The sequence below is a fragment of the Stenotrophomonas lacuserhaii genome, assembly GCF_014836545.1.
GTDB lineage: Bacteria > Pseudomonadota > Gammaproteobacteria > Xanthomonadales > Xanthomonadaceae > Stenotrophomonas > Stenotrophomonas lacuserhaii.
The window spans coordinates 67,845-82,752 of record NZ_JACSQS010000013.1 but is presented as its reverse complement, the minus strand read 5'-3'; the positions used below and the strand labels follow the sequence as shown (position 1 = coordinate 82,752).

Genomic DNA, 14,908 nt, shown 5'->3' with positions numbered 1-14,908 from the left:
CTGTCCCCGCACGGTTCAATCTCGTCGCCGAAGATTGCCGGAACATTGCGTACCCGGACATGAACCGACCCCTGTTCAGGTTGGGGCGGGCATCGTCGCGAGCAAGGCAAATCACCCCCCCTCAGTAGGGAGCCACAGGGCCTGCCGGCACGATCCCGGACGGATTGATGTGTTTGTGGCTACCGTAGTAATGATGTTTGACGTGCTCGAAATTGACCGTCCCCTCCACCTCCGGGATAACCATCATCCGTTGCACGAACGCATGCAGGCCGGGGTAATCGGCGATTCGCTTCACGTTGCACTTGAAGTGCACGTAATAGACCGAGTCGAAGCGGATCAGCGTAGTGAACAGCCGGATATCCGCCTCGGTCATCACCCCGCCGACCAGCCATTGTTGATCCGTCAGTAGGCCATCCAGCCAATCCAGTGTTTCGAACAAAGGCCCGATGACTTCGTCGTAGGCTTCCTGCGTGGCGGCGAAGCCTGCCTGGTAAACGCCGTTGTTGAGCGTTTCATACACCCGCTCGTTGATGCGATCGATCTCCGGCCGCAGCGCTTCGGGATAGTAGTTGCCTGGTCGTGCGCCCAGGTGATCGTAGGCGTCGTTGAACATGCGGATGATGTCGGCCGATTCGTTGCTGACGATATCCCCCTCGGTGCGGTCCCACAGCACGGGGACGGTCACTTTCCCGGTCATGCCGGGCTTGGCGGCCTGATACAGCTGGTGCAGGTACTGCGCGCCGCGCTCGGGATCGGGCGTCACCAAGGGGCCCGGCGCGAAGTTCCAGCCGTTGTCGCCCATATGCCAGTTCACGATGGACAGCGGGATCAGCGGTTCCAGCCCTTTCAGCGCACGCACGATCAGCGTGCGATGGGCCCATGGGCAGGCCAGGCTGACGTACAGACGGAAGCGCTCGGGTTCTGCAATCAGCGCCGGTTGTCCGTTCGGGGCGCAGCCGCCGTCCGCAGTGAGCCAGCGGCGGAAGGTGGATTCTTCGCGATGGAAGTGCCCGTCTTCGCCGGCACCGCCCGCGGTACCGGTCTGCCATTCGCCATTAACCAACATGCCCATCGGGGAAGCCCTTTGTTTGAAGTCGGCTCCCGTTCTAACGCAGGCAGCGGCAACGTAGTGTCGAGCTTGCTCGACACTGTGTGGCAAACTCTGCAAGGCGCAGCGGAGCGCGTCCCTTTCAGTCAATGGAGTGACAGTGATATGGCGGATAAGAGCAGGCAGACGTTCCACGTGATCATGGGTGCGGTTGCGCTGGTGTATTGCGTTCTCTTCGCGGGCTATCTCGTCGGCAAGGATCTGGCGAAACGGGAAAACCGCGTGAGTGAAGCTACGGCCGCACGGGGCTAGCCCCGAACAGCCACGTAGTGTCGAGCTTGCTCGACATCCGTATGTGTCGAGCAAGCTCGACACTACGTGGCAAAGCTACTCCAGGGCGCTCCCCGCCACCGCAGCAGAGTTAGTTCGCCCACTTCGTTCTACTTCGATCTGGGCAGCTCCACCTGGATCGGCACGTTATCAATCGCAGCCGCAACACCGGGCAAGTAGCCGATCACCGGAAGCAACACCGCCAGCATCGGCGGACGCTCCTCGCCTGACTGCACCCATCTCACCCCGCATGCTGCCACCATGGCAACGAATAGTGCGAGGGCAACGCCCGCCCCGCGCCGCCAATTCAGCCGCATCGCAAGCAACGCACCACCTGCGTGCACGGCCACAGTGACGGCAGCCCATATCGCCGTCTGCTGCACTTGGAACGCATCTGACAGCAGGCGGCCCGACAGTGCCGAGGGAAGTAGATACACCAACGCACTTGCGCACAGCAGGACGTAGAACTCGAGCCCCCTCGACGCCGTCAACAGCGGAACATCCTTGAACCACAACCACTGTGCGGCAAGACTTGCGGCCAAAGCGAAGGCGTAAAAGAAAGAGATGTAGCCAAGGTTGCTCGCCGACAGCGCCCAGCAGAGTGCTGCAATACCGAAGGCGGTATACGTACGTGCCCGTGAAGCTTTCCCGACCATGCTGCGCGTCTCCTTCGCTTGAGTAGCCCACCCGATGTAGCAGCGATCGTAAGTAGCTCCACCTACAGTACTGCGTTCCCTCCACCGACGTACAGCCAGCACCGCCTGCACCACACTGGGTTCCTGCATCCGAGGGAGTCACCGCATGAGCCTCGCGCTGGTCCACAGCCGCGCCCGTGCCGGCGCCGATGCGCCGCTGGTTCGTGTCGAGGTGCATCTGTCCGGTGGCCTGCCCGCTACCCAGATCGTCGGCCTGCCGGAAACCACTGTCCGCGAATCGCGTGAACGCGTGCGCGCAGCGCTGCTCTGCGCGCGGTTTGATTATCCGCAGCGCCGCATCACCATCAACCTGGGCCCGGCGGATCTGCCCAAAGAGGGCGGCCGCTTCGATCTGGCCATTGCGATGGGCATCCTGGCCGCCAGTGGCCAGCTGGACCCGCAGCAGGTGGTCCGCCATGAGTACGTGGCCGAACTCGCGCTGACCGGCGAACTGCGCCCGGTCGATGGCGTGCTGCCGGCCGCCATTGCCGCAGCGGAGGCCAACCGCACGCTGTTCGTGCCGCCCGCCAATGCAGCCGAAGCCGCGCTGGCCGAGCATGCGGATGTGCGTGTGGCGCGCACGCTGCTGGAAGTCTGTGCATCGGTTGAGAATCCTTCCCGCCTGCCCCGCGCGGAGCGTGCCAGCATCGAGGCCGATCCGCCGCTGGACCTCACCGATGTGCGCGGCCAGCCGCATGCGCGGCGTGCGCTGGAGGTCGCTGCGGCCGGCGGGCACCACTTGTTGCTGATTGGAAGTCCCGGCTGCGGCAAGACCCTGCTGGCCTCCCGGCTGGCCGGCATCCTGCCCGAGGCCAGCCAGGCCGAGGCCCTGCAGAGCGCAGCCATCGCCTCGATCAGCGGCAGCGGGCTGGACCCGCGGCGCTGGCGGCAGCGACCGTTCCGCGCGCCGCACCACAGCGCCAGCCCTGCCGCATTGGCCGGTGGAGGCAACCCGCCGCACCCCGGTGAGATCTCGCTGGCGCACAACGGGGTGCTGTTCCTGGACGAACTGCCGGAGTGGTCGCGCATGGCGCTGGAGATCCTGCGCGAACCCCTGGAGTCGGGCCATATCCGCATCAGCCGCGCGGCGCGCAGTGCCGTGTTTCCCGCACGCTTCCAACTGGTCACCGCGATGAACCCCTGCCCCTGCGGCTGGGCCGGGGATCGCAGCAACCGCTGCCTGTGTACCAGCGAGCGCATCCAGCGCTATCGCGGACGGGTGTCAGGCCCGTTGCTGGACCGCATCGATCTGCATGTCACGGTCAGCCGCCTGTCGCCGGAAGAGTTGCGCGAGGGGGCTCCGGCAGGCGAGTGCAGTGCGGATGTTCGCTCAAGGGTGATCGCTGCGCGCGAGCGTCAGCTGCAGCGTGGCGCGCTCAATGCCCATATGGACAGCAAGGCACTTCGCTTGTGCGCGCATCTTTCCGAAGCCGACCAGAGCCTGCTGGAGCAGGCCATCGAGCGGCTGCAGCTGTCTGCGCGTGCGATGCACCGGATACTGAGGGTGGCGCGCACGATTGCGGACCTGGCGGGGTGTGATGGCATTGATACCGCGCACCTGGCGGAGGCGATCGGTTATCGGCAGTTGGATCGGGGGGCGTAAGCCGGCACGACCCACAGCCCCACGCAACGGGGTATCGTGCCAGACACGCCCCGGAGCTCCCCCATGACCTATCAACGTGCCGTGGATGACTTCAACCTCCACGACTGGGAAGGCCGCCTGCACGGCGACCTGCAGGACGGCATCAATGCCTGCGTGGAATGCTGTGACCGCCATTGCGGCAATGATCGCTTGGCGCTGCGCTGGATCAGCACGGACGGCAGCCTGCACCTGTACACCTTCGAAGACCTGCGCGCGGCCGCATCCAGGGTCGCGCATGTGCTCACCGCACAGGGCATCGGCCGCGGCGATGTGGTGGCCGGCATGCTGCCGCGCACGCCGGAGCTGCTGGCCACGATCCTCGGCACGTGGCGCGTAGGCGCTGTGTACCAGCCACTGTTCACCGCCTTCGGGGCCAAGGCCATCGAATCGCGGCTGCGCACCGGCCGCACCCGGCTGGTGGTCACCGATCACATCAACCGGCACAAGCTGGATGATGTCGAAGACTGTCCGCCGGTCGCCACGATTCTCCCCGCCGACCAGCCTGCTGAAGCAGCGGACATCGACTGGCGCGCGCGTCTGGCCGACGCCGGCAGCGCGCCCTTCGAACCGGTGCTGCTGCGCGGCGATGCGCTGATGGTGCTGCTGTCCACCTCAGGCACCACCGGCGCGCCGAAGGGCGTTCCGGTACCACTGCGGGCGCTGATGTCCTTCGCCAGCTACATGCAGTTGGCGGTGGATCTCCGCCCCGGCGATGTGTTCTGGAATATCGCCGATCCCGGCTGGGCGTATGGGCTGTACTACGCGGTGATCGGCCCCCTCATGCTCGGGGAGGCGACCACCTTCAACGAGGCGCCGTTCACCGTGCAGGGCCTGCACGAGGTGATCGAACGGCTGGGCGTCACCAACCTGGCGGGCTCGCCGACCGCCTACCGGCAGATCATCGCGGCGGGCGAGGCATCGGCCGCGCGCGTCGCGGGCCAACTGCGGGCGGTCAGCAGTGCCGGCGAGCCGTTGAATGCCGAGATCGCTCGCTGGTTCACTGCCCATCTGTCCACCACCGTACTGGATCACTACGGACAGACCGAAACCGGCATGGTGGTGAACAACCATCACGCACTGGAGCATGCGGTGCGTGCGGGATCGTCCGGCTTCGCGATGCCGGGCTACCGCGTGGCGGTGCTGGACGATGACGGCCGCGAGCTGCCCCCGCGAACGCCAGGCATCCTGGCGATCGACATCGCGTGCTCGCCGCTGATGTGGTTCACCGGCTACTACGGCGCGGACACACCGGCCATCCGCGATGGCTACTACCTGACCGGCGACACCGTGGAATGCGAGGACGACGGCTCTATCAGCTTCATCGGGCGATCCGATGATGTGATCACCTCGTCCGGTTATCGGATCGGTCCGTTCGACGTGGAAAGCGCGCTGCTGGAACATCCCGCCGTCGCCGAGGCGGTGGTGATCGGCGTTCCTGATGCGGAGCGCACCGAGATCGTGAAGGCCTTCGTGATCGCCAGTAGCGGCATCGAAGGCGATGCGGCGTTGGCCGCGCAACTGCAGCAGTACGTGAAGACACGACTGTCCGCGCATGCCTATCCGCGGCTGGTGGAGTTCGTCAGTGAGGTCCCGAAGACGCCGAGCGGCAAGGTGCAGCGCTTCGTGCTGCGGGCGGCCGAAGTGGCCCGTCAGGCGGGTCAATGAGCCGGCGCGCGTGCGCTAGAATCACGCCCAGAAGATGCATGGGCCGTCTGCCTGTGCCGGAGCGTTGATGTGAAATCGATCTGGACGACGATGCTGTTGGGCGTGGCGATCGCCCTGCCCCACCACGCGCGTGCTGCTGATACCAGCGAAGGTGCGTTGTATGCGGTCAATGCGGCTGCACTGGCGGCGGCCATCACCCATTGCACGGCACGCCATGGCGAGCTGCAGCAGGGCTCACCGGGTGCGGCGTGTTTCGTCCGTGCGCGCGGGATTCTGGGGACGTTCGGATTGAAGCAGCGCTCCACCGAGGTGGCGGCGCGGTGCAAGGATCCGGCGCAGTTCAACACCTGTTTGACGCCTGAGATTGCGCGGATGACGCACGCGTTGAATCAGGAATTCGCCAAGAGCGGGATCTGAGGTAGGTGGGGCAAGGGCGTGACGACCAACGGTCGTCACCCACCAGGAGCAGGCGTTGACGGCCAGCGGCCGTCACTACCGGAGCAGTGACGGCCAGTGATGCGGTCAGCGTGAGCCGCTGACGGCGATTTCCACGCGGCGGTCCGGGGCTAGGCAGGCCACCAGCGCGCGGTGTGCCAGCGAATCGGCACAGTCACGCGTTACCGGTTCGGCTTCGCCGCGGCCTTCGGCACGGATGCTGGCTGCGGCCACGCCCTGGCTTACCAGGACGCCACGCACGGTGTCCGCGCGTGCCTGCGACAAACGCTGGTTGCTGGCGTCGCTGCCGATGCGGTCGGTATGCCCGACCACCGTCACCTGGCTGTCCTTGGCGGCGCTGATTTCAGCGGCGATGCGCTTCAGTTCGGCGTTGCCGTCCGGCTTGATGTCGGCCACGCCGGAGCGGCCGAACGCGAACAATGCATCGGCCGACAGCGAGAAACGCGCCACGCCGTCAGCGGCCACGGGCGCCACCGGGGCGACCGGCGGATTCAGCACATCCGCACAGGATGCCGGCGCCCAATGGAACGACTGGCCGCGCTTTTCATTGTCGAACCGCACCTGGTACTGGCAGGTCACCACGCCTTCGGGCGTGCGGAAGTGGAACAGGTAATTCCAGGCCTTCGGTGCGAAGCCTTCGCTGAAATGCGGACGGCCCAGCAGGTGGTACAGCTGGTCCTTGGTGACACCCGGGCCGATGCTGCGCAGGTTGGCCACGTTCGGGAAAGTACCTTCCTTCAACACGATGCGATCACGGTCCGGGAAGCTCACTTCACCCGGGCCCTGCTTGGTGGCCTGGGTGGTGCAGGCCGCGAGAGCCAGGACCAGTGCGGTGGTGGCGGCGGCTTTGAAACGGTTTGCCATGTTCATCAAACAATCCTTCGAATTCGAATGGGAGACAGCGTGGGAAGCGGGGCCAGCGCATGGCCGGCCCCGTTCCCCCAGGTCAGGACGACATCACCACTGCAGGCCGGCACCGACCGAGAAGCCCCAGTCGCGCATGGTGTTGCCGCTGGCCTGGGCCTTGTAGACCCAGCGGCCGTTGTCGGTGATGCCGGACAGGCCCAGCGCCATGCCGTACTCGCTCTGGTAGCCACCGAAGGCCATCGACAACATGCTCTTGCCCGGCAGGTAGGCCTGCGGCAGGCCGGCCATCGCCATGGCGGCGGCGGTGGCGCTGCGGTAGCCGCGGTCCAGCTGCCACAGGTCGTCTTCCACCTTGCCGATGCGCGCATCGGTGTACTGGTTGGCCGAGGTGATGGCCTGGTTGACGCCCGCAGTCAGCTGGTTGACGTTGGTCGCATCGGTGCCAGCGATACCGGCCGCAACGCCGGTCATCGTGCGGCCGCCGATGTTGACCTCACCGGTGGAGGTGCTGCTGCCCACGTACGCGGCGTTGTAGCCGGTCTGTGCGCCCACCGTGGTCTTCGAGCCCTGGCCCAGCGCCACGCTGTTGTCGTGGCTGGCAATCGAGCCCTGGCCGATGGCGGTGCTGTTGGCGCCGCTGGCCACAGCCTGGTTACCCAGGGCCGTGCTGTTGGCGCCCGATGCCACCGCGCCCTTGCCGCCGCCCACCGAATTCTGGCCAGTGGCCTGCGGCTTGTTCAGATCGCCGTCCTGGCTGACCTGGAACATGCCGTCGGCACCGTATTCGATGTCGGTGACCTTGGCAACAGTGGTGCCTGCGACCTGGTTGGCATTGCGGATATCGCCTTCCACGCTGCTCATGCGGCCGTCCAGGTCGGTGATGTCACCCTGGATGTCCACCACGTCGTTGCGGATGTCGGTGATGTCGCCACGGATATCGATCAGGTCGCCTTCGATGGTGGTGACACGGTTGTCGATACCGTCGATGCGGGTGTTGACCACGCCGATCTGGGTATCGGTGTACTGCTTGGAATCGCCCACCGCACTGGCAACGCCGGCATTGAGCTGGCTGACGTTGACCGCATCGGTCGCCGCCGAACCGGCTGCCACGCCGGTGACCTGGCGGCCACCGAGATTCATCTCACCGGTCGAGCTGGAGTTGCCGACGTAGGCACCCTGGTAGTTCACCTGCGCGCCCACGGTGGTGGCCGAACCGGCGCCCATCGCGATGCTGTTGCCATGGCTGGCCACCGCGCCGTTGCCGAAGGCCAGGCTGTTGACTGCCTGCGCGTTCGCACCGGCACCGAGTGCCAGGCTGCCCGTGCCGGCGGCCACTGCACCCACGCCCATCGCAACCGCCTGGTCGCCATCGGCTTGCGCGTCGCGGCCCGCAGCGATCGCATCGGCGCCGGTCGCACCATCGTTGGCTTCATTGCCGCCACCGGTGGAGTTGACGCTGTAATAACGCGTACGACCGGCTTCGATGGCATCGCCCATCTGGTCCACGTTGACCGCATCGGTGCCATCCACGCCAGCCGCCACGTTGGTGACGCGACTGCTGCCTGCGTCGATGCCGGCGCTGGTGATGCTCGGGCCACCGACCAGGGTCAGGCCGTTGTTGTCCAGCAGGGTGTTGCCGATGGCCACGCTGCCGGTGCTGCCCAGGTCCAGGTTCTTTTTCAGGCTGACCGCCACCACGCCGGCATCGTCCGCACCGGTCTGGGCCACGTCCAGGTTGCTGTCGCCGGTGAAGGTGACCTTGCCGTTCGGGCCGATGTTGGCGGTGTTGCCGGCCGCATCGGTGACGTTCCAGCCAGCGCTGGCGACATCGCTGACCTGCTTGAGCTGGTCTTCGGTGGCCGCCTGGCCGCTGGTGATGCCGGTCGGATCGAACGTCGTGTTGCTCAGCCCACCGATGGTGCCGGACGCACCGTTGAGCACGATCGTGCCGCCCACATTGATCGCGGTTGCGCCGATGCTGGTGGTGGACGTGCCATCGCCGACTTGAACGCCGCTGTTGTCGACCACGGTGTTGCCGGTGGTGACACTGCCGGTGCTGCCCAGGTCCAGGTTCTTCTTCAGCGTGACCGCCACCACGCCTTCACCGTCCACACCGGTCTGGGCCACGTCCAGGTTGCTGTCGCCGGTGAAGGTGACCTTGCCGTTGGGGCCGATGTTGGCGGTGCTGCCTGCCGCATCGGTGACGTTCCAGCCCGCCGTGGCGACATCGCTGACCTGCTTGAGCTGGTCTTCGGTGGCCGCCTGGCCGCTGGTGACAGCGGTCGGATCAAACGAGGTGTTGCTCAGCCCGCCGATGGTGCCGGTGGAGCCGTTGAGCACCAGCGGCTTCGCACCGCCGACGGTGATCGCGGTGGCGCCTACGGTGGTGGCACCGGTGCTGCCGGTGACGATCAGCCCACTGGTGTCCAGCGTGCTGTTGCCGGCGGTCAAGCTGCCGTTGGCACCCAGTTTGATGTCTTCAGCCAGGCCGAAGGACACGTCATTGCTGTCGTCGGCCTTGGTCAGCACCACGTTGCCGTCGGCCGAGCTCAGGTCCACGCTGCTGCCGGTCGGGCTGGTCGAAGACACCTTGGAAACGTTCAGGCCATCGGCGCTGATGTCCCAGCCGGCGCTGACGGTCTGGCTGACCTGCTGCAACTGGTCCTCGGTGGCGGCACGACCGCTGGTGATGCTGCCCGGAGTGAAGGTCTTGTTGCTCAGGCCGGTGACGGTACCGTTGGAACCGTTGACCACGATCGGGTTGGCACCGCCCACAACGACGCTGTTCGCACCAATGGTGGTGGTGTTCACACCGGTGCCGACCGATACGCCGGTGGTGTTCACCACGGTGTCGCCGGTGGTGACGCTGCCGGCGCTGCCCAGGTCGATCTGCTTCTTCAGCGTGATGCCCACTACGCCGGCGTCGTCCGCGCCGGTCTGGGCCACGGCCAGGTTGTTGTCGCCGGTGAAGGTGACCTTGCCGTCCGGACCGATGTTGGCGACGTTGTCGTCGGCATCGGTGACGTTCCAGCCGGCGTTGGCCGCGTTGCTGACCTGCAGCAGCTGGTCTTCACTGGCAGCCTGGCCGCTGACGATCTTGGTCGGGTCGAAGCTCTTGTTGCTCAACCCGTTCACCGTGCCCACCATGCCATCGATGACCACCGGCTTGGAGCCGCCTACCTGCAGGCCGGTGCTGTTCAGCTGGCTGGTGTGGGTGCCGTCGAACAGCGCCACCGTGCCCGGTGCCACGGCGGTAAAGCGGGTGCCATCGGTCAGCATCGCCATGCCGCCACCGATCATCGTAGTGCCCATGGCGTTGTTGACCTGCACGCCATTGGTGTCGACCACGGTGTCGCCGGTGGTGACGCTGCCGGTGCTGCCCAGGTCGATCTGCTTCTTCAGCGTGATGCCCACTACGCCGGCGTCGTCCGCGCCGGTCTGGGCCACGGTCAGGTTGTTGTCGCCGGTGAAGGTGACCTTGCCGTCCGGACCGATGTTGGCCGCGTTGCCGTCGGCGTCGGTGACGTTCCAGCCGGCATTGGCCACGTCGCTGACCAGCTGCAGCTGGTCTTCGGTGGCGGCGCGGCCGCTGGTGATGCTGCCCGGGGTGAAAGTCTTGTTGCCCAGGCCGGTGACGGTACCGGTGGAACCGTCCACTACCAGCGGGTTGGCACCGCCAACGACCACGCTTGTGGCACCGATGTTGGTGGTGTTGCCACCCGTGGTCACGGCCACGTTGCCCGCGCTGACGGTGGTATCCGAGGTGCCATCGCGCACCACCGAGGAACCTGCGTTGATGATGTTCGACACCGTGCCGTTGGTGATCGCGACGCCGGCGTTGTCGATCCGGGTGTCGCCGGTCTTCAGGCTGCCGTCGCCGCCCAGGTCGATGTCCTCGGCCAGCTCGAACTCCACCGTGTTGCTGAGCGCGGTCTTGCGGACAGCCAGGTTGGCGTTGGCCGAGCGAAGGTCCATCGTGGCGCCGATGGTGCTGGTCGGACCGACATTGGTGGCGTTGGCACCCTGCGCGCTGAGGTTGATGCCGCTGGCGGCACGCGTCAGCGCATCCTGGACATTGGTGTACTGGTTGGTGCCCAGCCTGAAACCAGTGGTCACGGTGTGGTTGTTCGGGTTGTAGCTCGAGTAGATCCCCAGTCCTGCGGCCGTGCTGCTGCCCGCGCTGTCCAAGTTGTTGCCCAGCAGGCGGACCGCTTCGTTGGTGCCATACAGCTGGCTGCCATTGATCGCATCGGTGCTGCTCGAGCCCACCTGCCCCGCGGCAACATTGGTGATCGTGCGGGGCATGCCGCTTGCACCCACGCTGACCGTACTGGTCGCGTTGGAACCCGCGTAGATGTAGGTCAGCTTGTCGACCTGCGCGCTGGGCGTGTTGATGACAGCTGCCGTGGTCGAGTTGTGTCCCAGCGCCACGGCGTCATTGTTCGAGGCAATCGCATCGCGACCGAACGCGATGGTATCGGTTCCGCTGGCACGGCTGCCACGGCCCAGTGCATACGCATCGGCGCCGCTGGCCTGGGCATTGAAGCCGGCCGCGAAGCTGTTGACTGCCGTTGCCTGGCTGGTGGCGCCGACCGCGACGGCGTACTGCGCCGATGCCAGCGAGCTGGTGCCCGAGGCAATTGCCGATTCAGCAGTGGCGCGCGCATTGGTGCCGGTCGCGTGGGCCGAAATACCGGTGGACGATGCGTTTGTACCGACGGCATAGGCCGATGCCGCACTGGCGCTGGCACCGTTACCCAGCGCGGTGGCGCTGTTCTGCACGGCCTGGGCGCCATTGCCGATGGCCACCGCGTTGATGTTGTTGGCAACGTCCGCCGGCAGCGGATTGGCAATGCCGGCCACGGCACCACGTCCCAGCGCGACACCATTCACCGCATAACCACGTGAATCGGTGCCCGAGGCAATGGCATCCACACCGGACGCCTGGGCGTCGGTGCCGCTGGCCTGCGCACGCAGACCGCTGGCACGCGCACGGGTGCCTTCGGCCAGTGCATCGATACCGGTGGCGTGTGCGTCGTAGCCCTGTGCCACGGCGCGCTCTTCAGATGCCAAGGCACTGCGACCCATGGCGATGCCATCGTCCGCCGAAACCTCTGCCTCGGTGCCGATGACGATCGCATTGTTGACGGTGGCCACCGGCGACTTCGGATCCGCCTGGGCGTCGGTACCGATGGTGATGGAGTTGTTGCCGCTGCTCACTGCGCGGTCGCCGATGGCGATGCCGGAGCGGCCGTAGGCGTAACTCTCGTTGCCCACCACGGTGGATGCGACGCCCAGCGCGTTCACATCGCTGCCGATGGCCACGGCGCTGGCCGCCTGCGCACGGGTGCGATAACCCAGCGCCAGTGCCTCGTTTCCGGTGGCGTCGGCTTGCGGGCCGATGGCAGTGGCGTTGTTGCCGGTTGCGCCGGCGTTGTCACGGTTGGCCGCATCGGTGGATTTGATGCTGACGTACTTGCTGCTGTTGTTGGCGACGGTGCTGTTCAGCTGTGCCACGTTGACCGCATCGGTACCCAGCACACCGGCGTTGACGTTGCTGATGCCGCCATCATTGTTACGCACCACCGCATTCGCCGGCAGCGTGCTGACGGTTCCGTTGGTGACCGCTCCCAGCGCTTCGGTGACGGTGTTGAACTTGAACTCGTTGTTGCTGGAATCGCGCAGGGTGATCTGCGAGAAGTTGCCACTCGCCGCATCCACCGTGACTTCACCACCAATCAGGTTGGCCACGGTCTGCTGGGTCGCACGCAACTGGCCTACGTTGGCTGCGTCATAGCGCTGCGCGCCATCGGCCACGTTGACGATGCGGCGCTGGGTGCCTGCACCGGTATTGCCGACCGATACCACGTTGCCGATGGGCGTGGTGCCGGTCAGGTAGCCATTTCCAGCCAGGTCGCTGTTGAGGGCTTCAGAGGCGAAGCCGAGTGCCACGTTGCCATTCTCGGCGATGGTGTTGCGGCCCAGCGCGACGCCATGCGCGCCTGCATTGCTTTCCGTACCGACGGCGACCGCGCCCACTCCCTGTGCGGTGGCGCCGTAGCCGAATGCGTTGGCATCGCTGTCGGCGCTGGAGCCACTACCCACGGCGACCGAGCGTTGCAGGTTGGCCGCGCCGCTGTTGGCCTGGTAGCCGACCGCAACGTTGAAGTCACCGGTAATGCCCGTACCCGCCTGGCTGCCGATGGCGATGTTCTGGTCGCCGGTGACATTGGCGCCAGCCTGGAAGCCGATAGCAGTAGTCTGATTGCCGGCGACGTTGGTACCTGCACCGGTGCCGATGGCAATGTGCGAGGTGCGGTCCCCGGCGGCATTGCCGACCGTGCCCACGCCGGCGCCGCTACCGAGGGAAATACTGTTGGGGGTCTCTGCTTCGGCTGCATTGCCCGCCGCGATGGCGCTGCCACCGCTGGCCGTGGCCTGCCCCAGTGCGATGCTGTTGGCGCCCAGCGCCTGTGCATCGGTACCCACGGCGGTGGCACGGGTCGCGGTCACGCGCGCATTGACACCGATGGCAACGGCTTCGATCGCGGACTGCCCTTCAGCACGTGCATTGCTGCCGATGGCGATGGCATCGTTGGCGTACTCGGAATCCACGGTGGCTGCGTTGCCGATCACGATGCTGCTGTCAGCCTTCGTGGTGGAGTCCATGCCAATGGCGATGGCAGCGTTGGCAGGCGCCACCTGCACGCCGTCCACATGGGCGCGCGTGCCGATGACAATGGCGTCGTTCGCATAACGCGTCGCGATGCTCGCCTGGTCACCCAGGACAACGCTGCGCGCCGCATGGGTATTCGCGTCACGGCCCATCGCAATGGCGGCTTCAGCGGTGAGATCGGTGCTTGCACCGTCGCCCGCGGCAATGCTGTGGTAGCCGTCTGCGATCGTGTTCGGACCAATGGCAACGGACTCGCCACCAACTGCCTTTGAGTCGGCTGCGGTGGACTGCACATGGAAATACTTGGTGCCTTGGCCGTCGGTGTACAGCTGCTGCTGCATCGCCCACAGCTGACCACCGGTCACTGCTTCGGTGCCGCCCTGGACGATGCTGCCCCCCGTGACCTGGGTGATCTTGCTGTTACCGGCATTGATGCCGGTCGTGGTCACACTCGGACCACCGGTGATGCGCAGGCCGGTGTTGTTGATCGAGGTCGCACCGGTGGTGACGCTGCCGGTCGCGCCCAGGTCCAGCGCCTTGTCCAGTGCCACCGATACGGCGCCGTTGTTCTGCGAAAGCGTAATGTTGTCGTCGCCCTGGAAGGTGACGGTGCCGCCCGGGCCGATGTTGGTCTGGCTGCCACCGACGGCCACGTTCCAGCCGGCATTGGCCGAATCACTGACTACCTTCAGCTGCTCTTCGGTCGCCGCACGGCCGGCGGTGTAGCTGCCGTTGGCATTCCAGGTGCGGTTGGACAGGCCACGCAGTTCGTTGGTGCCGGCGTCCATCACCAGGTTGCCCACGTTGATCGCGGTGGCACCGATCGCCACGGCCGCGCCGACGCGCAGGCCTTCGTTGTCCAGCACGGTCTGGCCGGCAGTCACCGAGCCATCCGGGCCAAGATCCATGTCCTGCGCGTGCGCGCCGATTGATGCCAATGCCAAGGCAACACCCAGTGCCAGGCGCGCATGCGCACCACCGCGCTGGGTACCGACTGCACCGACCGTGGCGCCGCCGCCGTCACTGCTGGCGAGTTCCGAGGCGACCACGATCCGGCCGAGTGCTTTGTTCCAGATCTTTCGGTAAATCTTGTTCATTGAAGGTTCTCTACGGGAGTGACGAAGTCGACGGCACGCTGCTGGTTGCCGCACTTAGGCGCGGCCGCCGCTGCACGTGGCAGCTGCGGTCCGCAGGAGCGCGCCAGCTGGCGGGCCGAGGGGTGTCGGTGGCAGAACGGCGGCGATTCCGCGTGGTGGAAACCACGCGCGCACAGAAGATCGACAGGCCCGCAGGGCCCGTGCATGGCAGATTCAAGGCGAAGCAAAGCACCGCACGCGCTTTCGCGCGACGTTGGGTACTGAGACATACAGAATTGCCCCCTGTACGACCCGAATGGATCGTTACCGATCGCCGAGCCAGGGGAGGTTTGAAGGTGCGGGTTGCCGGCGTACGCACGAGGGCGAAAGCCAGACTCCTTGGCACTGCTCAACCATCCACTGGTCACCGAACAACGCAATCCTAACAATGTG

7 protein-coding genes are annotated in these 14,908 nt (G+C 66.0%); 3 read left to right on the top strand and 4 right to left on the bottom strand.

Going from position 1 to position 14,908, the window contains the following annotated elements; all coding sequences use genetic code 11:
• Nucleotides 1-121 precede the first annotated feature (121 nt).
• Nucleotides 122-1,072 carry a glutathione S-transferase family protein gene (locus H9654_RS12765; protein ID WP_191771162.1) on the bottom strand — a complete coding sequence of 317 codons (951 nt, stop codon included), beginning with the start codon at nt 1,070-1,072 and terminating at the stop codon, nt 122-124.
• A gap of 416 nt (nt 1,073-1,488) precedes the next feature.
• On the bottom strand, nt 1,489-2,034 hold the full coding sequence (locus H9654_RS12760; RefSeq protein WP_191771141.1) for a hypothetical protein: 546 nt from the start codon (nt 2,032-2,034) through the stop codon (nt 1,489-1,491).
• Between the two features lie 145 nt (nt 2,035-2,179).
• Between H9654_RS12760 and H9654_RS12755 the strand changes: the two genes are divergently transcribed.
• The 3 genes from H9654_RS12755 to H9654_RS12745 all read left to right on the top strand — a co-directional run bounded on the left by H9654_RS12755 (nt 2,180) and on the right by H9654_RS12745 (nt 5,797).
• Nucleotides 2,180-3,676 (top strand): YifB family Mg chelatase-like AAA ATPase, encoded by a 1,497-nt coding sequence (locus H9654_RS12755; protein ID WP_191771140.1) that lies wholly within the window; start codon nt 2,180-2,182, stop codon nt 3,674-3,676.
• 63 nt (nt 3,677-3,739) lie between these two features.
• Nucleotides 3,740-5,380, top strand: coding sequence for an AMP-binding protein (locus tag H9654_RS12750; RefSeq protein WP_191771139.1), 1,641 nt, complete (start codon nt 3,740-3,742; stop codon nt 5,378-5,380).
• A 102-nt stretch (nt 5,381-5,482) separates the two neighbouring features.
• The gene (locus H9654_RS12745) at nt 5,483-5,797 is read left to right on the top strand and encodes a hypothetical protein (RefSeq protein WP_191771138.1); all 315 of its coding nucleotides are present in this window, start codon (nt 5,483-5,485) and stop codon (nt 5,795-5,797) included.
• A 105-nt stretch (nt 5,798-5,902) separates the two neighbouring features.
• On the opposite strand, the gene H9654_RS12740 is transcribed toward H9654_RS12745, so the two are convergent.
• On the bottom strand, nt 5,903-6,706 hold the full coding sequence (locus H9654_RS12740; RefSeq protein WP_191771137.1) for an OmpA family protein: 804 nt from the start codon (nt 6,704-6,706) through the stop codon (nt 5,903-5,905).
• A gap of 87 nt (nt 6,707-6,793) precedes the next feature.
• Entirely contained in the window at nt 6,794-14,476 is a 7,683-nt protein-coding gene (locus H9654_RS12735; protein ID WP_191771136.1) for a YadA-like family protein, read from the bottom strand.
• Nucleotides 14,477-14,908 lie beyond the last annotated feature (432 nt).

What these genes read in the sequence shown, in the direction of transcription:
- H9654_RS12765 (WP_191771162.1), bottom strand. Translation starts at nt 1,072, where the DNA reads ATGGGCATGTTGGTTAATGGCGAATGGCAGACCGGTACCGCGGGCGGT.
- H9654_RS12760 (WP_191771141.1), bottom strand. Translation starts at nt 2,034, where the DNA reads ATGGTCGGGAAAGCTTCACGGGCACGTACGTATACCGCCTTCGGTATT.
- H9654_RS12755 (WP_191771140.1), top strand. Translation starts at nt 2,180, where the DNA reads ATGAGCCTCGCGCTGGTCCACAGCCGCGCCCGTGCCGGCGCCGATGCG.
- H9654_RS12750 (WP_191771139.1), top strand. Translation starts at nt 3,740, where the DNA reads ATGACCTATCAACGTGCCGTGGATGACTTCAACCTCCACGACTGGGAA.
- H9654_RS12740 (WP_191771137.1), bottom strand. Translation starts at nt 6,706, where the DNA reads ATGAACATGGCAAACCGTTTCAAAGCCGCCGCCACCACCGCACTGGTC.
- H9654_RS12735 (WP_191771136.1), bottom strand. Translation starts at nt 14,476, where the DNA reads ATGAACAAGATTTACCGAAAGATCTGGAACAAAGCACTCGGCCGGATC.